Source organism: Streptomyces sp. SCA2-17, from assembly GCF_044336695.1.
Window position 1 is genome coordinate 2,478,383 of the sequence record NZ_CP117521.1, and the last position, 21,378, is coordinate 2,499,760.

25 protein-coding genes are annotated in these 21,378 nt (G+C 71.3%); 11 read left to right on the forward strand and 14 right to left on the reverse strand.

All coding sequences use genetic code 11. The features are described 5' to 3' along the window. Positions 1–176 precede the first annotated feature (176 nt). The 4 genes from PS271_RS10955 (at position 177) to mscL (ending at position 3,351) form a co-directional block, all read left to right on the forward strand. The gene (locus PS271_RS10955; protein ID WP_398381768.1) at positions 177–1,448 is read left to right on the forward strand and encodes an MFS transporter; all 1,272 of its coding nucleotides are present in this window, start codon (positions 177–179) and stop codon (positions 1,446–1,448) included. 66 nt (positions 1,449–1,514) lie between these two features. After that, entirely contained in the window at positions 1,515–1,826 is a 312-nt protein-coding gene (locus PS271_RS10960; protein ID WP_398381769.1) for an FmdB family zinc ribbon protein, read from the forward strand. A 114-nt stretch (positions 1,827–1,940) separates the two neighbouring features. Beyond that, complete coding sequence (locus PS271_RS10965) at positions 1,941–2,792, forward strand: S-methyl-5'-thioadenosine phosphorylase (RefSeq protein ID WP_398381770.1); 852 nt, start codon at positions 1,941–1,943, stop codon at positions 2,790–2,792. Between the two features lie 85 nt (positions 2,793–2,877). Continuing rightward, positions 2,878–3,351 (forward strand): large conductance mechanosensitive channel protein MscL, encoded by a 474-nt coding sequence (gene mscL / locus PS271_RS10970; protein WP_120756694.1) that lies wholly within the window; start codon positions 2,878–2,880, stop codon positions 3,349–3,351. 31 nt (positions 3,352–3,382) lie between these two features. On the opposite strand, the gene PS271_RS10975 is transcribed toward mscL, so the two are convergent. Next, positions 3,383–3,583: a hypothetical protein gene (locus PS271_RS10975; RefSeq protein WP_398381771.1), complete on the reverse strand. Its 201-nt coding sequence runs from the start codon at positions 3,581–3,583 to the stop codon at positions 3,383–3,385. Between the two features lie 192 nt (positions 3,584–3,775). Here PS271_RS10975 and PS271_RS10980 point away from each other — a divergent pair, with 192 nt between their 5' ends. Then, the gene (locus PS271_RS10980; RefSeq protein ID WP_398381772.1) at positions 3,776–4,990 is read left to right on the forward strand and encodes a low temperature requirement protein A; all 1,215 of its coding nucleotides are present in this window, start codon (positions 3,776–3,778) and stop codon (positions 4,988–4,990) included. 13 nt (positions 4,991–5,003) lie between these two features. Next, positions 5,004–6,098, forward strand: a complete 1,095-nt coding sequence (locus PS271_RS10985; RefSeq protein WP_398381773.1) for a P1 family peptidase — start codon at positions 5,004–5,006, stop codon at positions 6,096–6,098. 148 nt (positions 6,099–6,246) lie between these two features. Here PS271_RS10985 and PS271_RS10990 read toward each other — a convergent pair whose 3' ends face one another. From PS271_RS10990 to PS271_RS11015, 6 genes are all read right to left on the reverse strand, one after another. Then, positions 6,247–6,990, reverse strand: coding sequence for a VIT1/CCC1 transporter family protein (locus PS271_RS10990; protein ID WP_398381774.1), 744 nt, complete (start codon positions 6,988–6,990; stop codon positions 6,247–6,249). A 28-nt stretch (positions 6,991–7,018) separates the two neighbouring features. Then, positions 7,019–7,804: a class I SAM-dependent DNA methyltransferase gene (locus PS271_RS10995; RefSeq protein ID WP_359593189.1), complete on the reverse strand. Its 786-nt coding sequence runs from the start codon at positions 7,802–7,804 to the stop codon at positions 7,019–7,021. Positions 7,805–7,857: 53 nt separating this feature from the next. After that, on the reverse strand, positions 7,858–8,823 hold the full coding sequence (locus tag PS271_RS11000) for an ABC-2 membrane transporter-related protein (RefSeq protein ID WP_398381775.1): 966 nt from the start codon (positions 8,821–8,823) through the stop codon (positions 7,858–7,860). After that, entirely contained in the window at positions 8,820–9,728 is a 909-nt protein-coding gene (locus tag PS271_RS11005; protein ID WP_398381776.1) for an ATP-binding cassette domain-containing protein, read from the reverse strand. Before PS271_RS11005 ends, PS271_RS11000 begins: the two co-directional genes overlap by 4 nt. Then, positions 9,725–10,177 carry a GntR family transcriptional regulator gene (locus tag PS271_RS11010; RefSeq protein WP_398381777.1) on the reverse strand — a complete coding sequence of 151 codons (453 nt, stop codon included), beginning with the start codon at positions 10,175–10,177 and terminating at the stop codon, positions 9,725–9,727. The genes PS271_RS11005 and PS271_RS11010 overlap by 4 nt, the downstream gene beginning before the upstream one ends. Positions 10,178–10,274: 97 nt before the next feature. Further along, positions 10,275–11,186, reverse strand: coding sequence for a hypothetical protein (locus PS271_RS11015; RefSeq protein ID WP_398381778.1), 912 nt, complete (start codon positions 11,184–11,186; stop codon positions 10,275–10,277). A gap of 262 nt (positions 11,187–11,448) precedes the next feature. Between PS271_RS11015 and PS271_RS11020 the strand changes: the two genes are divergently transcribed. Further along, on the forward strand, positions 11,449–12,036 hold the full coding sequence (locus tag PS271_RS11020) for a DUF6879 family protein (RefSeq protein WP_398381779.1): 588 nt from the start codon (positions 11,449–11,451) through the stop codon (positions 12,034–12,036). Here PS271_RS11020 and PS271_RS11025 read toward each other — a convergent pair. Both PS271_RS11025 and PS271_RS11030 read right to left on the reverse strand, forming a co-directional pair. Beyond that, a complete protein-coding gene (locus PS271_RS11025) occupies positions 11,957–12,490 on the reverse strand; it encodes an NUDIX domain-containing protein (protein ID WP_398381780.1) in 534 nt (177 codons plus the stop codon). The two genes, PS271_RS11020 and PS271_RS11025, sit on opposite strands and share 80 nt — an antisense overlap. After that, on the reverse strand, positions 12,487–13,752 hold the full coding sequence (locus tag PS271_RS11030; RefSeq protein WP_398381781.1) for an NsdA family TPR-like regulatory protein: 1,266 nt from the start codon (positions 13,750–13,752) through the stop codon (positions 12,487–12,489). The genes PS271_RS11025 and PS271_RS11030 overlap by 4 nt, the downstream gene beginning before the upstream one ends. 155 nt (positions 13,753–13,907) lie before the next feature. Here PS271_RS11030 and PS271_RS11035 point away from each other — a divergent pair, with 155 nt between their 5' ends. Together PS271_RS11035 and PS271_RS11040 are read left to right on the forward strand one after the other, a co-directional pair. Continuing rightward, the gene (locus PS271_RS11035) at positions 13,908–14,234 is read left to right on the forward strand and encodes a hypothetical protein (RefSeq protein WP_398381782.1); all 327 of its coding nucleotides are present in this window, start codon (positions 13,908–13,910) and stop codon (positions 14,232–14,234) included. A gap of 65 nt (positions 14,235–14,299) precedes the next feature. After that, positions 14,300–14,839 carry a DUF6879 family protein gene (locus tag PS271_RS11040; RefSeq protein ID WP_398381783.1) on the forward strand — a complete coding sequence of 180 codons (540 nt, stop codon included), beginning with the start codon at positions 14,300–14,302 and terminating at the stop codon, positions 14,837–14,839. A 14-nt stretch (positions 14,840–14,853) separates the two neighbouring features. Here the strand turns inward: PS271_RS11040 and PS271_RS11045 are convergent, their stop codons facing one another. The 3 genes from PS271_RS11045 to PS271_RS11055 form a co-directional block, all read right to left on the reverse strand. Further along, positions 14,854–15,255 (reverse strand): DNA-binding protein, encoded by a 402-nt coding sequence (locus tag PS271_RS11045; RefSeq protein ID WP_398381784.1) that lies wholly within the window; start codon positions 15,253–15,255, stop codon positions 14,854–14,856. Beyond that, positions 15,252–15,500: a type II toxin-antitoxin system CcdA family antitoxin gene (locus PS271_RS11050; RefSeq protein WP_398381785.1), complete on the reverse strand. Its 249-nt coding sequence runs from the start codon at positions 15,498–15,500 to the stop codon at positions 15,252–15,254. The genes PS271_RS11045 and PS271_RS11050 overlap by 4 nt, the downstream gene beginning before the upstream one ends. A gap of 148 nt (positions 15,501–15,648) precedes the next feature. Next, positions 15,649–17,136 carry an MFS transporter gene (locus PS271_RS11055; RefSeq protein ID WP_398381786.1) on the reverse strand — a complete coding sequence of 496 codons (1,488 nt, stop codon included), beginning with the start codon at positions 17,134–17,136 and terminating at the stop codon, positions 15,649–15,651. A gap of 141 nt (positions 17,137–17,277) precedes the next feature. Here PS271_RS11055 and PS271_RS11060 point away from each other — a divergent pair, with 141 nt between their 5' ends. Next, positions 17,278–18,237 (forward strand): helix-turn-helix transcriptional regulator, encoded by a 960-nt coding sequence (locus PS271_RS11060; RefSeq protein WP_398381787.1) that lies wholly within the window; start codon positions 17,278–17,280, stop codon positions 18,235–18,237. 135 nt (positions 18,238–18,372) lie between these two features. Here the strand turns inward: PS271_RS11060 and PS271_RS11065 are convergent, their stop codons facing one another. Next, positions 18,373–19,374 carry a sigma-70 family RNA polymerase sigma factor gene (locus PS271_RS11065; protein WP_398381788.1) on the reverse strand — a complete coding sequence of 334 codons (1,002 nt, stop codon included), beginning with the start codon at positions 19,372–19,374 and terminating at the stop codon, positions 18,373–18,375. Between the two features lie 436 nt (positions 19,375–19,810). On the opposite strand from PS271_RS11065, the gene PS271_RS11070 reads away from it, so the two are divergent. After that, positions 19,811–20,257, forward strand: a complete 447-nt coding sequence (locus tag PS271_RS11070; protein WP_398381789.1) for a hypothetical protein — start codon at positions 19,811–19,813, stop codon at positions 20,255–20,257. A gap of 184 nt (positions 20,258–20,441) precedes the next feature. Here the strand turns inward: PS271_RS11070 and PS271_RS11075 are convergent, their stop codons facing one another. After that, the gene (locus PS271_RS11075; RefSeq protein ID WP_398381790.1) at positions 20,442–21,203 is read right to left on the reverse strand and encodes a DODA-type extradiol aromatic ring-opening family dioxygenase; all 762 of its coding nucleotides are present in this window, start codon (positions 21,201–21,203) and stop codon (positions 20,442–20,444) included. Positions 21,204–21,378 lie beyond the last annotated feature (175 nt).

Sequence of the window (21,378 nt, forward strand, 5' to 3'; positions counted from 1 at the left end):
CACACCGAACCAACTCTGCCTGATGCAGGGCTGGCGCGACCGCACGGCGGCCGCGGTCGCACGAGGCGGCCGGAAGGCATCTACCACGGTCCTGCGCGAGAGGACAGCTCTCGGCGCGCTCCGTGGCGGCTTGCCGTCCCGGTGGCGCGCTACCAGGCGGCGGAAAGGCCTGGGCCGTGGCATCCACGGTCAACGAACGGCCCGGATACGGGCAGCTGCTGCGCACCCCCGGCGCGTGGACGTTCCTGCTGCCGGGCTTCCTGGCCCGGCAGCCGTTCGCCATGCTGACCATCGGCATCCTGCTGCTGGTCAACGACACCACCGGCTCGTACGGCACCGCGGGCACCGTCTCGGCGACCGCGGGCGTGGCGATGGCCCTGTTCGCGCCGCAGGGCGGCAAGCTCGCGGACCGCTTCGGCCAGGCCGCGGTCCTGATCCCCGGCGTCATCGTGCACGCGGCGGCGATCTCGCTGCTGACGGTGCTCGCGCTGTCGGACGCGCCCCTGTGGGCGCTGCTGGTGGCGGCCGTCCCGGCCGGTGCCTCGACTCCGCAGATAGGCCCGATGGTGCGGGCGCGCTGGGCCGCCAAGCTGGACGGCTCGCCGCTCATGTCCACCGCCGCGGCCTTCGAGTCCGTCACCGACGAGTTCACCTTCGTGATCGGCCCGGTGCTGGCCACGGCGCTGTGCACCGGCGTCCACCCGGCCGCCGGCCTCGTCGCGGAGGCCGTGCTGACGCTGGCCGGCGGTCTGCTGTTCGCCTCGCAGCGGCGCACGCAGCCGCAGGCGAGCCGCGGGGCCGCGGGCGCCGCCGGGGCGGGCGAGCGCGTCTCCGCGCTGTCCGTGCCGGGCGTGCGGGTGCTGGCGGTCGTCATGCTGGGCATCGGCACCGTCTTCGGCGGCATGCAGGTGTCGATGACGGCCTTCACCAAGGAGATGGGCGAGCCGGGCCTCAACGGCCTGATGTACGGCGCCTTCGCGGCCGGGAACATGATCGCGGGCGTCGCCTGCGGCATCATCGCCTGGAAGCTGAGCCCGCAGCGCCGCCTGCTGCTGGGCTTCCCGCTGCTGGTGCTGGCCACGACCCCGCTGTGGGCCGCGCACCACATGGTGCTGCTGGGCGCCCTGGGCATGCTGGTGGGCCTGTGCATCGCACCGTCGCTGATCACCGGCTACACGCTGGTGGAGAAGCTGGTCCCGGCGAGCGCCCGTACCGAGGCGTTCACGTGGCTCACCGGCTCCGTCGGCCTCGGCCAGGCGGCCGGTGCGACCGTGGGCGGCCGGCTGATCGACGCCCACGACGCGAGCGCCGGTTTCCTGGTGCCGCTGGGCGGTACGGCGATCGCGCTGCTGGTCCTGCTGACGCTGCGGAAGGCGCTGACCCCGCGCTCGGAGTCGGTCGTCGCGGCACGTGGGGTCGGTCACCGTGAGCCGGTATCGGTGGACTGACGGACCGGAATACTGCACTATGGAGCGTCGTTAGCACTCAATGAGTGAGAGTGCCAGGAGGAGCAAGTGCCGACTTACCAGTACCAGTGCACCGCGTGCGGCGAGGGCCTCGAGGCGGTGCAGAAGTTCACGGATGACGCCTTGACCGAGTGCCCCAGCTGCGAGGGGCGCCTGAAGAAGGTCTTCTCTGCGGTCGGCATCGTCTTCAAGGGCTCCGGCTTCTACCGGAACGACAGCCGCGGCTCGTCGTCCAGCAGCTCGCCCGCGAAGCCGTCGTCGTCCTCGTCCAGCACCTCGACCGCGGCTCCGGCCGCGAAGAGCGGCGAGTCGAAGTCGTCCTCGTCGACGCCCGCCGCCACCGGCACGTCGGCCGCCTGAGGCCGTCCCGCGCTTTCCCACAGGGCCCTTCACCTCCCTGCGGATCCCTTACGGATCCCGGACGGAGGTGAAGGGCCCTGTGGCGTACGGGTACCCGCCGTTAGGGTGACGTCCATGGTCGAAATGCAGAGCGCACGGGCGGACATCGGCGTCATCGGGGGGTCGGGCTTCTACTCCTTCCTGGAGGATGTGACCGAGGTCACGGTGATGACCCCGTACGGATCGCCGAGCGACTCCGTCTTCGTCGGCGAGCTCGCCGGGCGCCGGGTCGCCTTCCTCCCCCGCCACGGCCGCGGCCACCACCTCCCGCCCCACCGCATCAACTACCGGGCCAACCTGTGGGCCCTGCGCTCGCTCGGCGTGCGCCAGGTCCTCGCCCCGTGCGCGACCGGCGGGCTCCAGCCGCAGTACGGGCCGGGCACGCTCGTCGTCCCGGACCAGCTCGTGGACCGCACGAAGGCGCGGGCGCAGTCCTACTTCGACGGCGAGATGCTGCCCGACGGCCGGGTGCCCAACGTCGTCCACACCAGCTTCGCCGACCCCTACTGCCCCACCGGCCGCGCGGTGGCGGTCGCGGTGGCGCGCGGCAAGGGCTGGGAGCCGGTGGTGGACGGCGGCACGATGGTCGTCATAGAGGGGCCGCGCTTCTCCACGCGCGCCGAGTCGCGCTGGCACGCGGCGCAAGGCTGGTCGGTCGTCGGCATGACCGGGCACCCCGAGGCCGTCCTCGCCCGCGAGCTGGAGCTCTGCTACACCTCGATGGCGCTGGTCACGGACCTGGACGCGGGCGCCGAGAGCGGCGAGGGCGTCTCGCACGACGAGGTCATGCGGGTCTTCGGGGAGAACGTGGGCCGGCTGCGCGAGGTGCTCTTCGCGGCGGTCACGGCGCTGCCGGAGACCAAGGAGCGGAACTGTCTGTGCGCGGACGCGCACCAGGGCTGGGACCTGGGTATCGAACTGCCTTGACGACGGCGTCCCCGGCCGATGTGGAATCCTCTATTCCGGAAGTTCCGGGACATTCGGCCGGAGACAGGAGCAGAAGGGCTGTGCGGTGACGACGACGAAGACAGGGATCCTCGGCGGATTCAAGGCGTTCCTCATGCGGGGCAACGTCATAGACCTCGCCGTCGCCGTCGTCATCGGCGCCGCGTTCACGAACATCGTGAACTCGGTGGTCAAGGGCGTGATCAACCCCGTGGTGGGGGCCTTCGGCACGAAGGACCTCGATCACTACGCGTCCTGCCTGAAGGGCCCCTGCGTCAAGAACGCGGCCGGTGAGGTCACCAAGGGCGTCTTCATCCAGTGGGGCTCGGTGCTCAGCGCCTCGCTGACCTTCCTGATCACGGCCGCGGTCGTCTACTTCCTGATGCTGCTGCCCATGAAGCGCTGGCAGGACCGGCAGGCGGCGCGGCAGCCGGCCGCCCCGGCCAAGGAGACCGAGCTGGAGCTGCTCGCCCAGATCCGCGACGCGCTCGTGGAACAGCGGCGGGAGCCGGGCTCGGAGACGGTGCCGGCGCAGCGGTAGCGCCGGGCGCCTCCGGCGCGGGTGTCCGCCGTCAGATGTGGTGCGGGGGCTTCTCGTCCAGGAAGCGGGCGAGGTCCGCGGCGGACCCGCCGCCGGCCGGCCGGTCGCCCCAGCCGCGGTCGGTGTCGTCCGAGGACTGCTGCGCCAGCGGGTCGTCGAAGATCAGCGCGGCGGCGGGGTTACGCGGCCGCGGGGCGGGCTGCGCGGCGGCCTCGGGGGCGGTGTCACTCATACGCCCAGGGTACGGGTCGGGCAGCGACTGCCCCGGCCACGTCGTTTCCGCCGCAACGGCGAGCCACCACCACGTACGGGAGTCGGCGGTGCCGGACCGGGCGGAACCCCGTACGTCTGCTCCACCGCGCGAGCGAACCCGTACGTACGGCTCCGCCGCGCGGGCGAACCCCTGCCCGGCGAGAATCGCCGTATGAGCGAGGACGCACCCCCGCCGGACGGCGGACCCGCCCCGCCGGGAGGCGGCCCCGTGCTGCGGCGGATGGCGGGCCGCGGGCGCGAGGAGGAGCACCGGGCGGCCACGCCGCTGGAGCTCTTCTTCGACCTGTGCTTCGTCGTCGCGGTGGCCGTCGCGGGCCGCGAACTCGTGCACGCGCTCGCCGAAGGGCACGCGGCGCACGGCGTGCCCGGCTATCTGATGGTGTTCTTCGCGATCTGGCTGGCGTGGCTGAACTTCACGTGGTTCGCGTCCGCGTACGACACGGACGACGTCCTCTACCGCGTGGTGACGCTGATCCAGATCACCGGCGTGCTGATCCTGGCGGCGGGCATCCCCCGCGCCTTCGACCGCAGCGACTTCGCGGTGGTGTGGTTCGGCTATCTGGTGATGCGGCTGGCGCTGGTGTCGCAGTGGCTGCGGGCCGCGTGCTCCACGCGGGGCGCGGAGCGGCGGACGGCGCTGAAGTACGCGGCCGGGGTCTCGCTGTGCCAGGTGGGCTGGCTGGGGCTGCTGTTCCTGCCGGACCGGGCCAAGCCGTGGGTGTTCCTGGTGATGGCCTGCGCCGAGCTGGCGGTGCCGGTCGTCGCCGAGAAGGACTGGCAGACGGCCTGGCACCCGCACCACATCGCCGAGCGGTACGGGCTGTTCACCATCATCGTGCTGGGCGAGACGGTCTCGGCGGCCACCGTGGCCGTGCAGTCGGCGCTGGAGGAGAGCGAGGAGCTGGGCGAGCTGCTGCCGATGGCGGCGGGCGGCCTGCTGCTGATCTTCGCCGCGTTCTGGATCTACTTCGCCGTCCCCATCCACCAGCACCTGGCCTCCAACCGGCAGTCGTTCCTGTGGGGCTACGGGCACTACTTCGTGTTCGCGGCGGCGGCGGCGATCGGCGCCGGCATCGAGGTGGCGGTCGAACAGGCCGTCGGCAAGGCGCACGTCTCCACGTTCGCGGCGTCCGGCGCGGTGACGGTCCCCGGGGCGCTGTTCATGTTCCTGGTCTGGCTGTTCCACTCCCGGCACTACAAGCGCGGCACGGCCCAGCAGTTGGTGCTCCCGGTGTCCGCACTGGCCATTCTGGCCTGCACGTTCGCGGGTGGCAGCGCGGTGTTGCTGACGGGGCTGGTGGCGTCGGCGACCGTGGGGGCGGGGGTCTGGTTGTCCACAAAGAACCCGCCGCCCGCAGCGGCGTGATACGCATGGCTGTATGACGAATGCACCCGCCCGCGGGCCCATGGACGCGCTCACCGACGTCCCCGGCATCCGCGTGGGCCACGCCCGTCGCTCCGGCCCCGGCGCGCTCACCGGCACCACCGTCATCCTCACCGCGGAGGGCGGCGCCGTGGCCGCCGTGGACGTCCGCGGCGGCGGCCCCGGCACCCGCGAGACCGACGCCCTCGACCCGCGCAACCTCGTCCAGCGCGTGGAGGCGGTCGTCCTCTCCGGCGGCAGCGCGTACGGGCTGGACGCCGCGTCCGGCGTGGTGGCCTGGCTGGAGGACTGCGGCCGCGGCTTCCGCGTCGGCCCCGACCCCGCGCAGGTCGTCCCGGTCGTCCCCGCCGCCGCCCTCTTCGACCTCGGCCGCGGCGGCGACTGGCGGGCCCGCCCGGACGCCGCGCTGGGCCGCGAGGCCGCCGAGGCCGCGGCCCGCGAGGACGTGGGGGCGCCCGTCGCGCAGGGCAACGTCGGCGCGGGCACGGGCGCGGTGGCCGGCGGCATGAAGGGCGGCGTGGGCACGGCGAGCGTCGTGCTGCCCTCGGGCACGACGGTCGCGGCACTGGCGGTCGTCAACGCCGCGGGTTCGCCGGCCGATCCGGCGACGGGCGTCCTGTACGGACAGCTCTACGAGGGCCGGGTCGAGTACCCGACGGCGGACCGCCACGCGGCCGCGCAGGAGCGGCTTGCCGCGGCCCGGGAGGAGTCCGCGAAGCGCTCGGCCGCGTCGGTGCGGCCGCCGCTCAACACCACGCTCGTCGTCGTCGCCACCGACGCCGAACTGACCCGCGCCCAGGCCCGGAAGCTCGCCGGCACGGCCCACGACGGCCTCGCCCGCGCCATCCGCCCGGTGCACCTGCTCAACGACGGCGACACGGTCTTCGCCCTGGCCACGGGCGACCGCCCCCTGATCGCCGAAGACGTCTTCGGCGACACGGCCACGCTGCTGGCGGCGGGAGCGGTGAACGAAATCCTGGCGGCGGGAGCGGACGCGGTAACGCGCGCGGTGGCAAAGGGAGTACGAGCCGCGGAAACGGTGGACGGCCCGGGCGGGGTATTCCCGTCGTACGGGGAGCTGTACGGCTGAGCAGAGCGTTCGCGCGCCCCGATAGGGGCGCGGGACGGTGTCATTCTGCGGGGCCCCCGCGCCCCGATAGGGGCGCGGGGAACTGCGCGACCAGCCACGTACGACCCGCACCCGAAATCCACACCCCCCGGCGGAGCCGCAACACGGCTCACACCCCGGCCGCGCCGAGCAACGACCCCGCCCCGTACGTCACCCCCATCGCCAGCGCCCCACCCGCCGCGTTCCGCAACATCGCACGCCCCACCGGCGCATCCCCCATCCGCGCACTCCCCCACCCGCACAGCACCAGCGCGGCAAGCACCGCCACCACGGTCACCGGCAGCCGGACGTGCGGAGGCGGAAGCACGATGGCGAGCAGCGGCAGCAGCGACCCTGCCGTGAAGGCGAGGAAGCTCGCCCCGGCCGCCTGCCAGGGACTGGTCAGCTCGTCGGGATCGATCCCGAGCTCGACCTCGGCGTGCGCGCGCAGCGCATCGTGCTCGGTGAGCTGCTCGGCAACCTCACGGGCGAGGTCATGGGTGAGCCCCTTGCCCTCAAGGAGCCCGGTGAGTTCGTCGAGTTCCGCCTGCGGCTCGACGGCGAGCTCGCACCGCTCCAGGGCGAGCGCGGCCTGCTCGGAGTCGCGCTGGGTGCTCACCGACACGTACTCGCCGGCGGCCATGGACATGGACCCGGCGAGCAGTCCGGCGAGCCCGGCGGTCAGCAGCGTGCCGCGGGAGTCGGTGGCGCCGGCGACGCCGACGACGAGCCCGGCCGTGGAGACCACGCCGTCGTTGGCGCCGAGGACGGCGGCCCGCAGCCGGTTGAGGCGGTTGCCGAGGGAGCCCTCGTGGGGTTCCTGGTGGGGTTCCCGGCCGGAGGGCGCGGGCGCGGTGGGGGTCTGATCGCTCACAGAGCGAGGCTCCCACCGCTCCCCGCCCTCACTCGGGCAGGCTCACCCGAATCTTCGACTGGCCGTGCGGCCGCTTCTCCCAGTCGTCCATGAAGCGGGCCCGCAGCCCGTGCTTCTCGGCGAGGGCGATGAGCGTACCGGTGCGGTAGTAGAAGTCCTCGCGGAGCACCTGGTGCTCCGCGCCCTCCGTACGGTCGAACGTGAAGTCGAAGAAGCCGCCGGGCGCGAGGATCCGGCCGACGTGCGCCAGGCACTCCTCGATGACCTCGACGGGCGAGTGCGAGAAGACGCTGTGGGCGTGGACGACGTCGAAGTGCGCGTCGGGGAGGAAGTCGAGGGTGAGGTTCTGGGTGATGGTGAGGTGCGGGAGCTTCTCCTGGAGCCCGTACGTGGTGAGGGTGCGCTTGGCGGAGATGAGGATGTCGGGCGAGATGTCGATGCCGTAGTAGTGGCCGGCGTCGAGGTAGTCGATGAAGAGCCGGCCGGCCCGGAGGTTGCCGCAGCCGATGTCGAGCATGCGGTGGCGCGGGGCCAGGCCGTGCTCGGTGAGGTAGTCGAACTGCATCTTGCCGAGGGCGAGCCAGCGGTCGTGGGTCTTGCTGCCGACGGCGGCCTCGGGGTTGCGGGCGGTGTCGGAGGCCATCACGGCGCGGTAGTAGTCGACGTGGTCGGGGTGCTTCAGGCGCAGCCAGCCGTCGCGGGCGGTGCGCTTGAGGTACGGGGCGATGCGGGCGGGGTGGGTCACCGCGTAGCGGACCTTGTGGGAGAGGTTGCTGCGGTTCTTGAGCAGGGCGGCTGCTGTGCGCGAGGACACGGGCGGTACCTCCGTAGGGGGTTGGCAAACGCGGGACGGGGCCGGCCGCGGGCTCAGAGGAGCCGGCGGCGCAGGACGTAAGCGACGAGGACGGTCAGCACCGCGGCCAGGCCGAGGAAGATGCCGGTCTCGATCCACTGGAAGGTCCAGAAGTCGCTGCTGGGGTAGACCGTGCGGTAGCGGCCGGTGAAGCCCTTCTGGGCCATGCACGTCTTGAGGTCGGGCAGGCCCTCGCCCCAGGCGCAGGCGTCCGCGACGGCGTGCCGGCGGCCCGCGGCGTCGACGAAGCCGAACTCCCCGGTCGACCAGCCGCTGCCGATCTCACGGCGGGGCGCGTCGCCCTTGCTGATCCACAGCTGGGGCGAGATCCAGTCGGAGCGGAAGGTGTGGAGCGCGAACCGCACGGCCACGACGGCGCCGAGCACGGCGGCCATCGCGGGCAGCGTGCGCCGGATCAGCAGGCCTGCGGCCGTGCCGGCGGCGAGGCCGAAGAGGGCGCAGGCGATGGCGGCGGGGCCGGTGGCGTTGAAGACGTAGCCGTCGTGCCAGTAGAGGCCGTCGAGCATGTTGGAGACCGGCGACCACCACCAGGCGACGAGCGCGGCGAGGACGGCGGAGCCGAGCACCGTGCAGGCGGCGGCGAGGGCGTAACGGGTGGTGAACCAGCGGCGGATGCTGACGCCCTGGGTGAGCGCGAGCTTCCACGTACCGCTCTCCAGTTCGCGGCCGAGGAGGGGCGCGCCCCAGAAGATGCCGATCAGGACGGGCAGGGCGGTGCTGAGGGAGCCGAGGGCGCGCAGGGGGCCGTTGTTGTCGTCCAGCAGCGTGCGGGCGGCTTCGCTCTGGCAGTCGCCGTCCCAGCCCTTGCAGGTGGCGGTGGGGATGTGGTGGCTGCTGATGAAGCCGGTCATGTCGGCGCGCATGACGGCGACCCAGGCTGCCACGGCGAGGAGGACGGCGGCGCCGGTCAGGATCAGTGCGCGCTGCTGGCGCCAGGCGAGCCAGAGGGTGCCCTTCATGCGGCGGCCTCGGCGGGCGTGCTGGGCGTGCTGTCGGAACGCAGGTACGCGAGCAAGAGATCTTCCAGGGAGGGGTTCTCGACGATCCACGGGTCGCCCGGGGACCAGTCGCTGTGACGGAGGAGGGCGTGCACCTGCCGCCCGGTGACGGCGGCCTCGACGACGCCAGCGCGGTCGACGTCCGGCGGCAGCCCGTCGTCCGTGGCGGGGTCGGCGAGCCCGGTGATCCGGACGTGGGTGTCGCACAGCCGCTGGGCGTCGCCGTCGAGGCGTACGGCGCCGTCCTTGAGCAGCAGGACGTGGTCGCAGGCGTTCTCCAGCTCGGAGAGCACGTGGGAGGACATGACGACGGTGGTGCCGCGGTCGGCGACCTCCGCCATGACCAGGCCCATGGCCTCGATGCGGACCAGCGGGTCGAGGTCGGCGAGCGGTTCGTCCAGGAGCAGCAGGTCGGGGCGCTTGCCGAAGGCGAGCGCGAGGGCGACGCGGGTGGCCTGGCCCTGGGAGAGGGCGCCGACGCGGGCGTCGAGGGAGATGTTGCCGGCGCGCACGATGCGTTCGGCGGAGGCCTGGTCCCAGTCGCTGTTGAGCTCGCGGCCGAAGCGCAGGGTGTCGTCGACGGTGAAGCGGGGATAGAGCGGCTTGTCCTGGGCGAGGAACGCGGTGCGGTCCCGGGCCGCCGGCGTGCCCGGCTCGGCGCCGAAGACACGCAGCTCGCCGGAGGTCGGCCGGAGCAGGCCGGTGGCGAGGTGGAACAGCGTGCTCTTGCCCGCGCCGTTCGGGCCGACGAGGGCGGTGATCCGGCCGGCGGGAAGCGCGAAGTCGCAGTCGCGCAGGGCCCAGCCACCGCGGAACCTCCGCCCCAGGCGGGTCGCCCGCAAGGCGGTGGTGGGGTCGTCGGTCACGTGTCTTCCTCCTGCGTGTGCGTCTGCGGTGAGCGGGGGCCCGGGATGAAGGGAGGCGGTGGCTGGGGCAGCGGAAAGGAGTCGTCGAGGACGGAGGCGGCGAGCGCCGCGATGTCCTCCCGCTCCAGCCCGGCCGCGCGGGCCCGGCCCACCCAGGCGGCGGCCTCGGCGCGCAGCGGCGCATCCGCGGCCGCGGCGGGCCGCGCCAGGGACCGCCGCACGAACGTGCCCCGCCCCGGCCGCGGCTCGACCAGCCCCTCGCGCTCCAGCTCCCGGTAGGCCCGGAGCACGGTGTTGGGGTTCACGGCGACGGCCTCCACCACGTCCCTGGCCGTCGGCAACCGGTCCCCCGGCACCAGCACGCCCAGCCGGAGCGCCTGCCTGACCTGGTGAACGAGCTGGAGGTAGGTGGCCACACCGCTGCGCCGGTCGATCCGGAACGCGATCATTCGGCACCCTCGTTTCACTAACGTGTTAGTGGAATGATGCGGAGGGGGTGCGGGGGTCGTCAAATCAGACAATGTGTGGGCGGGTGGTAACAGTGAGCTACGAAGGCAGTGCGGTGGCCCGCGCGGCGGCCCGCACCAGCCGCCGGATCCCGTCGGCCCGGGACCGGATGGCGGCCGGATCGGGCCGGTGATCGGCGTAGGCGGGCCCACTCCCCCGGCAGTCACGGCAGAGCCCGCCGGGAAGCGCTTCGGGGCGGCCTGGCGTACGGCAGACGGTGCACTCAAGGATGCGGAGGGGGCGGTGCGGGGGCGCCTGCGGCTGTGGCGGTGACGGCCTCTCCGGCGGCATCTTGTCGGTGAGCCGCCGCCGGGCGAGGGCCCCGGCACTGTGCACTTCCAGCGGCAGCCCGGCGGTGAGGGCCCGTACGACTTCCTCGTCGTCAGCGCCGAGATCCAGCCATTGCGTGACAAGCCCTTCGAGGGCCTGACACTCGGCCGCGGAGAGCGTCATACGGGAGTCGATACGCCCGAGACCGGCGAGGAGGAGGTAGGCGCGAGAACGGGCGCGGCGCGGCGGGTGGGGTGCGGGCCGGTCGTCGACGGGCTGAGGCGGAAGGCCGTCAGCCAGGAAGGCATCCCACCAGGCGTCATCCCGGACGGTACGGGAGAAGTAGGTCCGAGTAACCCAGTGCCAGCTGCCACTGTCACCTTTGATCCGCTCTGTCACCCGCCGCAGATGCCCGGCCTCCGAGAGCCGCCGCAGAGCGGTCCGGCAGGCGGCCTGCCCGTAGTCGGCGAGGTGGGCCGCCAGGGTCTTCGCATCCATCGCGGCCCCGTCGGGAAGCCGGTCGATGAAGGCGGCGATGGACGCTTCGCGGGGCCGGAGATGTCCGAAGTCGTCGCGTCGGCGGGGGGCTTGATCGGGCACGGTCCGCTTGCCGTAGCCACGGACGGCGGAGGGGTGGGGGTGCGGGGCGCGCGGGGCAGCGCTACAGTCGGCGTCAGCCATGGGATCGACTGCTTTCGATCTCGTTGGTCAAACCCCGGCAGGTGTTAGCGCACCTGACCGGGGTTGTTTGTTGCTGCGAACGCTAGAGCGCGGCGACAGGATGTCGCAACCCGATCACCGAAAGTGAAACGGCCGTGGTATAGGCGGGGTTGGGAGGGAGGGCGGTTTGAGCCCACTACCCATTCCTTGCAAACAACGCTCGGACTCCGACCCCCGCAGCCCGGAGCTCAAGCCGCCCCGAACGGAACAGGAGGTGGAGCACGTGCCTGCATCCATCAACATCGACATCGACTTCGACGAGTTCGACGGAATGTTCACGACCTTCGAACACACGGCATGGCGGCTCGAAACCCGGCGCGCCTACCGGTCCGACGAGGAGACCGAGACCTACCGGCGATTCATGCAGGGCCGGGACGCGGGCTACGACCTCGACGACCCGTGGTGTACCTCGCGCCGCGAACAGTCCGCCCTAGGTAAGCGCTTCGAACGCGTACGGGTCCTCGACAACCCGCCCACGCCCGGCCAGCTCTACCTCCTCGACGGAGCACGGCGGAACGCGGCCGTCGGGGAGGACATCCGCCATCTCTGGCGCAGCGATGCGGAACGCCTTCGGCTGCCCGCCGAGGATTTCTGGCTCTTCGACTCCCGGGTGGCCGCCCTCCTGCACTTCGACGACGCCGACCGCCTGACTCGCGTCGCGCTGATCACCGACCCGGTGAAGATCGTGCGCTACTGCCAGGTACGGGATGCGGCCTGGCATGACGCGGTCGCTACGCGGGAGTTCCAGGCGGGGTTGCCGTCCGCTGCCCATTCCGTAGATAGGCCGGACAGCTACCGGCAAGAGCTTTGACCGCGGCAGAAAAACGACCTGCGAGGCGGGGGCGCAGCATTTTCCCGGCGTCCTGGGCGGACACGAAGCGCACTTCAGAGAGTTCGGCGTCACGGGGCCGGAGGGCGGCGGCCACCCCGCTGTCGAGGACGCCCCCGTCGAAGATGAACGCCACCTGGTCGTCCCATGGACCGTGCGGCGCCACCCAGTCCACGACCAGCAGACCACGTATCACAACGGTCAGACCCAGCTCTTCGCGCAATTCGCGCGCCGCGGCGTCGTCGGGAGCCTCGTTGGCTTCCGCCATGCCTCCAGGAAGGTCCCAGCCGGGCTTGTAGGTGGGCTTGACCAGCAGAAATCTCCCGGCATCGTCCTGGAAAAGGACATCGGCGGCGACGCGCTTCCGGGCCTGCTTCGCGTTGCCTTCCGCCAGGTAAGCCGTCCAAGCCGCCGAGTCCTCCGGGCCGGGCCTCATACGGTCCCGCCCGTGCCGGGTGAGCGCATGATGTCGGCGAGGAGCATCGACCGCTTCCTCATGTCGTCGTCCAGGAGACCGAGGAATTCCCTCGCGGGTGCGTAAGCGCAGTGCGCGCTGAAGGCCCGGCGAAGTTCCGCCAATTGACCGATGAAGCGTACGGATCCCAGCGCAGTGGTCGTGGTCAGCAGCTCGATGCCGGCATGCACTGCGGCGTCCAGGTCCGTCCGGCGAAGGTGGACCTCCACCAAGGTGACGCGGCTGAACCCCAGAGAGCGGGCCCGGTCATCCAGACGCAGGTCAATCGCCTGCCGGGCCGCTTTCAGGGCATCCTCGTACCTCCCGGCGTCCCGGAGCGCGAGAGCGGATTCGCTGGCGAGCGAAGCGGCATCGAACGGGCTCGTCCAGGAATGGCCCGACCCCGTCTCGTGTGTCACGCACAAGGCGGACTGCGCTCGCCCCAAAGACCGCTCGGCCTCGGACACCTCTCCGGCGGCGGCCAGGGCTCGGGCTTCCATGGCGTGGAGCCGCGCTGCGAGCGAGGGAATTCGAGGCCCCCGGCTCATCATGCCGAGACCGGACCGGGCCCAGTGCATAGCCTGTGCCGCATCACCGGACTGCAGGGCCAGGTGGCTCCTGCTCGCAGCGATTCCGGCTGTCAGCGGCGCGTCGCCGGACATGCGCGCCAGGGGAAGCGCCCGGACGAAGTGCCGCTCTGCGAGGTCGTCCAGCCCTGAGTCGTGGGCCATCCAACCTGCCATTTCGGTGAACGAGGCGGCAGCGGCGAAGGCCTTGAGCCCGCCCGCCGAATCGACGAGGCGCCGGGCGACGTTCTCGCTCAGGTGGCGCACGACCGCCTGATACAGCCGTCCCCCGCCCGCCTGCCGGTCCGCGTCCCGGAATGCGCCCACCGCATCCAGGTCATCGGCATCCGGTGGCGGAGGGCTCGCGTCCGTCGGCGACGGAACCGGCGGCTCCCACGACCGGCGTGCGAGGCCGAGCAGCTCCCCGGGAATGTGGAGGGCATCGGCGATCTGCTCGAAGAGAGCGAGTTTCTCGACTCTGCTCTTCCCGCTCATGTAGTCGTAAAGACGCCCCTGAGTGATCTCCACAAGGGCGGCGAGGCGCCGCGTACTCACACCACGCCGGTTGAGCAGCCGGAACACGGTGCCCATGTCGCGCCGGCCGCAGGCGGACCTGAAGTGTTCGTCGCCCAACAGGCCCGCCACGATGTCCTGCGGGCTCGGTGTTTGTGCCCCCACCCGGGCCACCTCCGGTTGTGTTGCCGCCCCGACTCCGCCTTGGGGTCACCTCTTGGTGTCACGTAGGCGTGAAGAAAACTCGTTCACTGGCTGCGGGCCAGAGCCCTCTCAACCCTCCGTACCGCTCTGATCGTTCACGAACGAGGACACGACATATGACGGACCGCACGGACCGCACGCCCCGGACCCACGCTACAGACGTCCCTGCCTCCAGGGGCATGCTTCCCGTACCGCCCGAGGGCTTGAGCGCTCGCCTGGCAGCCGCCAACACCATGAGCCGGGTCAATGCGGCAGCCAGCGGCGAGGTGGGCGGCACGCCCATCTCTCCGGCTGCGGCTGAGCGCCCTTCTGGTGTCTGCAAGAAGTGCCTCGTCCTCACCATCAGGCGGGCGACCGCCGTACGCGACGGCCGTTGGGACGACTTCCTCGCATTGAGCGAGCAGCGCGAACGCCACCAGCAGGACGCCCACGGCGATACATAGGAGAGCGCCCTACCGACCGCGAGCGGGAGGGCCTGCGCGCCGCCCATCTGCATTCGAGGAGTGAAGTGGCACAGACCATCCCCTTCGAAGAGATCACGCCCTTCTTCGAGTACTTCGAGCACACGGCCTGGCGTCTGGAGACCCGGCGCGGTTACGCCTCGGACCTGCTGAGCCCGCGGTGGGAGCGATTCCAGCGCGGGGAGGCGTTGGGTTACGATCCGGGCCAGCCCTGGCACGCCGACGTCCGGCGGCAAACCGACCAGGGAAAGCGGTTCGAGCGGGTCAGGCTCGTGGACGATCCGCCTACAGAAGGGCAGCGCTTTCTGCTGGCCTCCGGTCTGGGCAACGTCGAGGCGGGCGAGGACATCCGGAACCTGTACCGGGCGGACGCCGTACGCATCGGTCTGCCGGACGTCGACTTCTGGCTCTTCGATGCGCGCACCGTCGTGGAGTTCGTCTTCGACGACCAAAGCAAGGATCTCGGCGTTCGCGTTCTCGAAGACGCCCGAACCGTCCTCCGAGCCTGCCAGGCCCGGGACGCGGCCTGGCATCACGCCGTCGCCACGCAGCAATTCCAGACACAACTCACGGAGGCGAACCCATGAGTGGGCCGCTCCCCTCAGATGCCGATGATCCGGACGCGGTCACCGCACAGCCGGGCCATGTCGTCGACGTCGGAGGTGAGTACGGCCACCGGACCCGGCTGGCGCAGCGCTACCTCGGCGACGGTCGCGTCGATCGCGTACTTGTGGCCGTGCAGACCTGCGGTCTTGAGCAGTTCCGCAGCCGTTTTCGCCGCGTCCTCGGTCACAGGCTCGACCTTGACGCGTGAGAGCGCCCACTGCAATCGAGGCACGTTCATCCGCGCGTGGCTGACTTCCACGATGGTGTTGGCTCCGATGACGAGATCAGTGCCCATGGCGTGGAAGACCTGGAACATCGCGAGGATCTTGCGGTCTTGTGCGATCCAGGCGGAGAGTCCTTGGGAGTCCAGGACGACGGTCTCGACGCGCTCCTTCACGCCGCGCTCGCCGATCCGCCGGCCTCCGGCGCCCCGAGGATCCTCGAGCGAGCTTCTGCCAGCTCCTTCTCGGTGAAGGCCCCGTGTTCCTCCTGGTGGCGCTCCAGATCGGCGCCGAGCAGCTGGTGCCGCAGCTGACGCGCCACCGCCTCGGCGACATAGCCGGAGACGTTGTCCGTGAGCTTCTTCAGCTCGGCGACCTGCTCGGTCGGCAGCGTCACCGTGATGCGTGTCGTATCCGCCATGAAGCGAGCATACTGCGGTATGCACGCCCCGTGGGCCGGCTGGCCCGGCATGAGTCCGCTCACGGTGGGGCCGCAGGAGGGTGCCCAGAAAAGCCCTGGGCGGGCTGGATGCATCCAGCCCGCCCAGGGCACGTCAGAGAGCGACCACTCAGGCCGCCGCCAGCTCCGCCTCCGGCTCCTGTTCCATCGCTGGAGCGTCCTCCACCCTCCGTCGCTTCGGGAGGAGGAACAGGAGGGCGAAGACCAGCACCAGGCCGCCCGCGACCCACCACATCGCGTTCGTGAACGCGCCGCCGAAGATGTCGGCCACCGGCTCGCGCCGCGGGTCCGCGTCGTCCACGACCGAGAAGAAGGCCACGGAGACCAAGCCGAGCCCGATCGCGTTGCCGAGCTGCATCGTGGTGTTGATCAGGCCGGACGCCGAGCCGGCGTGCTCGCGCGGGACCTCGGAGAGGATCGCGTCGGTGATCGGGGAGACGATCAGGCCCATGCCCGCGCCCATCACGATGAGCGGGAGCGCCATCTGCCAGGACTCGATGCCCGCGCCGTAGTGCTTCGCCTCCCAGATGTAGATCAGGACGCCGGCGGCCATCACGACCGCGCCCGTCGAGAGCACCTTGCGCCCGAAGCGCGGCACGAGCTTCTGCACGGACATGCCGGCCGCCGCCGAGACGGCGATCGAGAACGGGATGCCGGTCAGGCCCGCCCGCAGCGCGGACCAGCCGAGGCCGATCTGCATGTACATCGTCCAGACCATGAAGAAGATGCCCGTGGTCATGCCGAAGACCAGCTGGACGCCGACGCCGCCCGTGAAGCTCCTGACCTTGAACAGCGACAGCTCGACCAGCGGCGAGCCGTCCTTGCGGGTCTTGTGGCGCTCGTACGCGATGAAGGCGGCGAAGACGAGCAGGGACGCGCCCATGGATATGAAGCCCCACAGCGGCCAGTCGTGCTCGCGGCCCTGGGTGAGCGGGAAGAGCAGCATCAGCAGGCCGACGCTGGCGAGGGCGACGCCGACGAGGTCGAGCTTGAGGGCCTTGGGGGCCTTGGACTCGGTGATGAAGCGCTGGCCGAGGAGCAGGCCGGCGATGCCGACCGGCAGGTTGATCAGGAAGATCGGGCGCCATTCGAGGCCGAAGAGGTTCCACTGGGTGAGCAGCGCGCCCAGCAGCGGACCGGAGACGGCGCCCAGGCCGATGACCGCGCCGAACATGCCGAAGACCTTGCCGCGCTCGTGCGCGGGGAACGTGACGTGGATGATCGACAGCACCTGCGGCACCATCAGCGCGCCCATCAGGCCTTGCAGCACCCGCGCCCCGACCAGCAGCTGCGGGTCGCTGACGATGCCGCACAGCATCGAGGCCAGCGTGAAGCCGCCCATGCCCAGCAGGAAGACCTTCTTGCGGCCGTAGATGTCGCCCAGCCGGCCACCGGTGATCAGGCCGATCGCGAAGGCCAGCGCGTACCCCTCGCTCAGCCACTGCAGGACGCTGAACGAGGCGTCGATGTCGCGCTTGATGCTGGGCATCGCGATGTTGACGATCGTGACGTCGACCAGATCCATGAAGGAAGCGGTCATCACTACCGCGAGCGCCAGCCAGCGGCGGCGGTCGGTGGGCGGTGAATCGGTGGTCATGGACGGACCTGGCCTTTCAGTGGGGCGGAAGGGGCGCCTCCGCAGAAGAGGCACCTCTGGTGTTTCGGCGTTTCGGCGTACGACCGACCGTAGTCCTCATATAGGACAGCTTGTGTCCCACTTCGCTGCCACCCTGGTGTCATGACCGACACTCCGGCACGGCTGCTGAACCTGCTCTCCCTGCTCCAGACCCCTCGCGAGTGGCCCGGCAGCGAGCTCGCCGATCGGCTCGGTGTGACCACGCGCACCATCCGCCGCGACATCGAGCGGCTGCGGGACCTCGGCTATCCCGTACAGGCCACCATGGGCGCCGTCGGCGGCTACCGGCTCGCGGCCGGCGCCGCGCTGCCGCCCCTCGTCCTCGACGACGAAGAAGCCGTGGCCATCGCCGTGGGGCTGCGGGCGGGCGCCGGGCACGCCGTCGACGGCATCGAGGAGGCGTCCGTACGGGCCCTCGCCAAGCTGGAACAGGTGCTGCCGTCCCGGCTGCGGCACCGCGTCTCGGCCCTGCAAGCGGCCACGGTCCCGATCACCTCCGGCGACGGCGCGACGGTCGACCCGCGAACGCTGACGATCATGGCCTCGGCGGCCACCGGCAACGAGCGCCTGCGCTTCTCGTACCGCAAGGGGGACGGCACCGAGATGCAGCGGCTCGTCGAGCCGTACCGCCTGGTGAGCACCGGGCGCCGCTGGTATCTGGTCGCCTACGACATCGACCGCGGCGACTGGCGGACCTTCCGGGTCGACCGGGTCAGCGAGCCGTTCGCCACGGGCGCCCGCTTCGCCCCGCGCGAGCTGCCGGCGGCGGACGCGGCCGAGTTCATGAACCGCTCGCTGAGCCGGATGCAGCCGAAGATCCGGGTCGTCGCGACGGTGCACGCTCCCGCGGAGTTCGTCGCGGCGCGGCTCCCGCAGCACCTCGGGGCCCCGCGGCCCGTCGACGGGACGACCTGCCGGCTCGACCTGGAGGTCGCCGACTCCCTGGAGTGGCTGGCCCTCCGGCTGGCCCTGCTGGACTGCGACTTCACCGTCCACGAGCCGCGGGAGCTGGTGGAGCACCTGCGCGAGCTGGGGGCACGGATCAGCCGCGCGGCCGGGTGACGACAAAGCGGACGGCAAAGCGGACGACAAAGCGGCAGAGGAGGGCCCCGACGCAGGGGGGGTGGCGCCGGGGCCCGGTCTATGAGGTTATGCCCTATTAAGCCGCTACGTCACTACGCCGCGCACTGCGCCCCGCTACGCCGCCGCGTCAAAGCCCGTGTCGTGGGCCATCTTCTTGAGCTCCAGCAGGGCGTGCTTCTCGATCTGCCGGATCCGCTCCCGGGTCAGGCCGTGCTGCTTGCCGACCTCGGTGAGGGTGCGCTCGCGGCCGTCCTCGATGCCGTAGCGCGCCTTGATGATCGAAGCGGTCCGCTGGTCGAGGCGGCCGATGAGGTCCTCCAGCTCCTCGCTGCGCAGCAGGGCGATCACCGACTGCTCGGGCGACACCGCGGAGGTGTCCTCCAGCAGATCGCCGAACTGGGTCTCGCCCTCGTCATCCACGGACATGTTCAGGCTGACCGGGTCGCGGGCCCAGTCCAGGACGTCGCCGACGCGCTCGGCGGTGGTGCCCAGCTCCTCGGCGATCTCGGCGTGCTCGGGGTCGCGCCCGTTCTCGCGGTTGAACTCGCGCTGGACGCGCCGGATCCGCCCGAGCTCCTCCACGAGGTGGACGGGCAGCCGGATCGTGCGGGACTGGTCGGCGATGGAACGGGTGATCGCCTGGCGGATCCACCACGTCGCGTACGTGGAGAACTTGAAGCCCTTGGTGTAGTCGAACTTCTCCACCGCGCGCACGAGACCCGCATTGCCCTCCTGGATCAGGTCCAGGAGCGGCAGGCCGCTGCGCGGATAGCGGCGGGCGACCGCCACGACCAGGCGCAGGTTCGACTTGATGAAGACGTCCTTGGCCCGCGCGCCTTCGGCCGCTATGGCCTCCAGCTCCTCGCGCGAGGCAGCCTTCGCGCCCTTGCCCGGGTCCTCCAGGCCGTCGAGAATCTGCTGGGCGTAGACGCCCGCCTCGATGGTCTGGGAGAGCTCGACTTCCTTGGCGGCGTCGAGCAGGGGCGTACGCGCGATCTCGTCGAGATACATGCCGACCAGATCGCGGTCGGCGATCTCCCCGGAGGCGCGCATACTGCTCGCCCCCTCAGCGCCCTTGTCGGCAGTCTGACGACGGGCGACGGCACGGGTTGCCATGCGTACTCCCTTGCGATGAGTCGGTCGCGGGACGGGCGGGGCGCGCGGCCCAGTAGGGCTTCCCTGTACGAGCGGACCCTGCCACGGTTACCCCGTCCGATGGAAAGAACGACTGGAATCCGGACAGAATTCCCACGGAACATCTTCTTTTTGGTGATCATGCAGTATCCTGCGCGGCCGCAGGCCTGGAGGCGTGCCGATGAGACCTACGGAAGCGCAGGTCAGACAGCACGGCGGGGGTGTCCCGGCAGCCCCTCGGACCCCAGGGGCCGCGGCCGGCCGAGACGGTCGTCACACCGGCGGGAGCGTCGCCCTTGACCGGTCTCCCACCCTCAAGGACGGCGCGGGCGGCTCCGCGGTTGCCACGCTCCCTCTGATCGATTTGCTCACGCCCCGGCGCGGGTGTGCGCTGGTGGGACGAGAGAGGAGCCCCGCGATGACGCACTCGATCATGCCCGGGCGCCACCACCCCGCCCACGAGGGCCCCGGCCCGGTGGCGCGCGGCACTCACCTCCCCGCCGGGGAGCGGGCCCGCTGGACCTGGGCCGTGCCCGTCACGGGCGGGATCGTCCTCGGCCTCTTCGCCATCTTCCTGGCCGGCAACAACGGCTACACCACGGGCGCCGCGGTCGTCATCGGCGTGGTCGCCGGCCTGATCGCCATGGCGGCCGGCTACGCCCTGCTCCGCGAGCGCAACACGATGATCGCCGAGGTCCGCGCGGCGGCCTTCGGGGCGCTCTTCGGCGGCAGCATGGGGTTCCTGCACGCCCTCAGCGGCGGTTCGGTGCTGCGCTCCGCGGGCATCGGCGTACTGACGGCGCTGGGCATGGGGGTGGCCTCGTACTACGTCTTCCACTGGCACGAGCACCGGGCCGACATGTGACGCGGCGGGCGGGCGGAGCAGCGGACGGCGCTGACGAGGCCTGCGACGTAGGACCTCAGACGGTTTCGCGGCCCCGCAACCGGCCTTAGCGTGAAGGCCGATGCAGCCTATGCAGCCGATGCACCCCTACGCCTGCGACGCCGCCGACCGCGCCCGCGCCCTGCCTGAAGAGTTACCCGAAGGATTACCCGAACTGGACCGAACGCTTCGCCAGCCCCATCCAGAACCCGTCGATGACGCTGCGCTGACTGTCCAGTTCGCCCTCGGCCGCGCCCAGCGTGACGAACAGCGGGGCGAAGTGCTCGGTCCGCGGGTGGGCGAGCCGGCCCGCCGGGGCCTTGCGCTCGAAGTCCAGCAGCGCGTCGACGTCCTGCGCCGCGAGCGCCTCCCGCCCCCACGCGTCGTACTCCGCCGACCAGCCGGGCGGCCCGGAGCCCGCGTGCCGCAGCGCCGCCAGGTTGTGGGTGAAGAAGCCGCTGCCGACGATCAGCACGCCTTCGTCGCGCAGCGGCGCGAGCTTGCGCCCGATCTCCATCAGGCGGCGCGGTTCGAGGGTGGGCAGGGATATCTGGAGGACGGGGACGTCCGCGTCCGGGTACATCTCGACGAGCGGGACGTACGCGCCGTGGTCCAGGCCCCGGCCCGGGACGTCCTGTACGGGCGTGCCGGCGCCGCGCAGCGTCTTGCGCACGCGCTCGGCGAGGGCCGGGGCGCCGGGGGCGGCGTAGCGGACGTCGTAGTAGTGCTCGGGGAAGCCCCAGAAGTCGTAGACGAGCGGGACGGTCTCCGTCGCGCCGAGGGCGAGGGGCGCCTCTTCCCAGTGGGCGGAGACGACGAGGATCGCGGCCGGCCGGGGCAGGCCGGCGGACCAGGCGGCGAGCTCGGCGGTCCACAGCGCGTCGTCGGCGAGGGGCGGCGCGCCGTGCGAGAGGTAGAGCGCGGGCATGCGTGGCATGGTGCCCTCCGAGACGTGTCGGGATGGGACGGGATGGAACGGAATGGGACAGAATCCTGAACAACCAGATGCTTGAATGTTCAAGCTCTAAGAGCGAGCTTAGCTCTCGCTTATTTAAACTTCAAGGACACAGTGCGGGAGCGACGGGAAACCAGTGGGTGAAACA

Excerpts from the sequence above, each read along its gene's own strand:
- PS271_RS10965 (WP_398381770.1), top strand. The coding sequence starts at position 1,941 with ATGGTCGAAATGCAGAGCGCACGGGCGGACATCGGCGTCATCGGGGGG.
- PS271_RS10975 (WP_398381771.1), bottom strand. The coding sequence starts at position 3,583 with ATGAGTGACACCGCCCCCGAGGCCGCCGCGCAGCCCGCCCCGCGGCCG.
- PS271_RS10980 (WP_398381772.1), top strand. The coding sequence starts at position 3,776 with ATGAGCGAGGACGCACCCCCGCCGGACGGCGGACCCGCCCCGCCGGGA.
- PS271_RS10985 (WP_398381773.1), top strand. The coding sequence starts at position 5,004 with ATGACGAATGCACCCGCCCGCGGGCCCATGGACGCGCTCACCGACGTC.
- PS271_RS11000 (WP_398381775.1), bottom strand. The coding sequence starts at position 8,823 with ATGAAGGGCACCCTCTGGCTCGCCTGGCGCCAGCAGCGCGCACTGATC.
- PS271_RS11010 (WP_398381777.1), bottom strand. The coding sequence starts at position 10,177 with ATGATCGCGTTCCGGATCGACCGGCGCAGCGGTGTGGCCACCTACCTC.
- PS271_RS11015 (WP_398381778.1), bottom strand. The coding sequence starts at position 11,186 with ATGGCTGACGCCGACTGTAGCGCTGCCCCGCGCGCCCCGCACCCCCAC.
- PS271_RS11025 (WP_398381780.1), bottom strand. The coding sequence starts at position 12,490 with ATGAGGCCCGGCCCGGAGGACTCGGCGGCTTGGACGGCTTACCTGGCG.
- PS271_RS11035 (WP_398381782.1), top strand. The coding sequence starts at position 13,908 with ATGACGGACCGCACGGACCGCACGCCCCGGACCCACGCTACAGACGTC.
- PS271_RS11050 (WP_398381785.1), bottom strand. The coding sequence starts at position 15,500 with ATGGCGGATACGACACGCATCACGGTGACGCTGCCGACCGAGCAGGTC.
- PS271_RS11055 (WP_398381786.1), bottom strand. The coding sequence starts at position 17,136 with ATGACCACCGATTCACCGCCCACCGACCGCCGCCGCTGGCTGGCGCTC.
- PS271_RS11060 (WP_398381787.1), top strand. The coding sequence starts at position 17,278 with ATGACCGACACTCCGGCACGGCTGCTGAACCTGCTCTCCCTGCTCCAG.
- PS271_RS11065 (WP_398381788.1), bottom strand. The coding sequence starts at position 19,374 with ATGGCAACCCGTGCCGTCGCCCGTCGTCAGACTGCCGACAAGGGCGCT.
- PS271_RS11070 (WP_398381789.1), top strand. The coding sequence starts at position 19,811 with ATGACGCACTCGATCATGCCCGGGCGCCACCACCCCGCCCACGAGGGC.
- PS271_RS11075 (WP_398381790.1), bottom strand. The coding sequence starts at position 21,203 with ATGCCCGCGCTCTACCTCTCGCACGGCGCGCCGCCCCTCGCCGACGAC.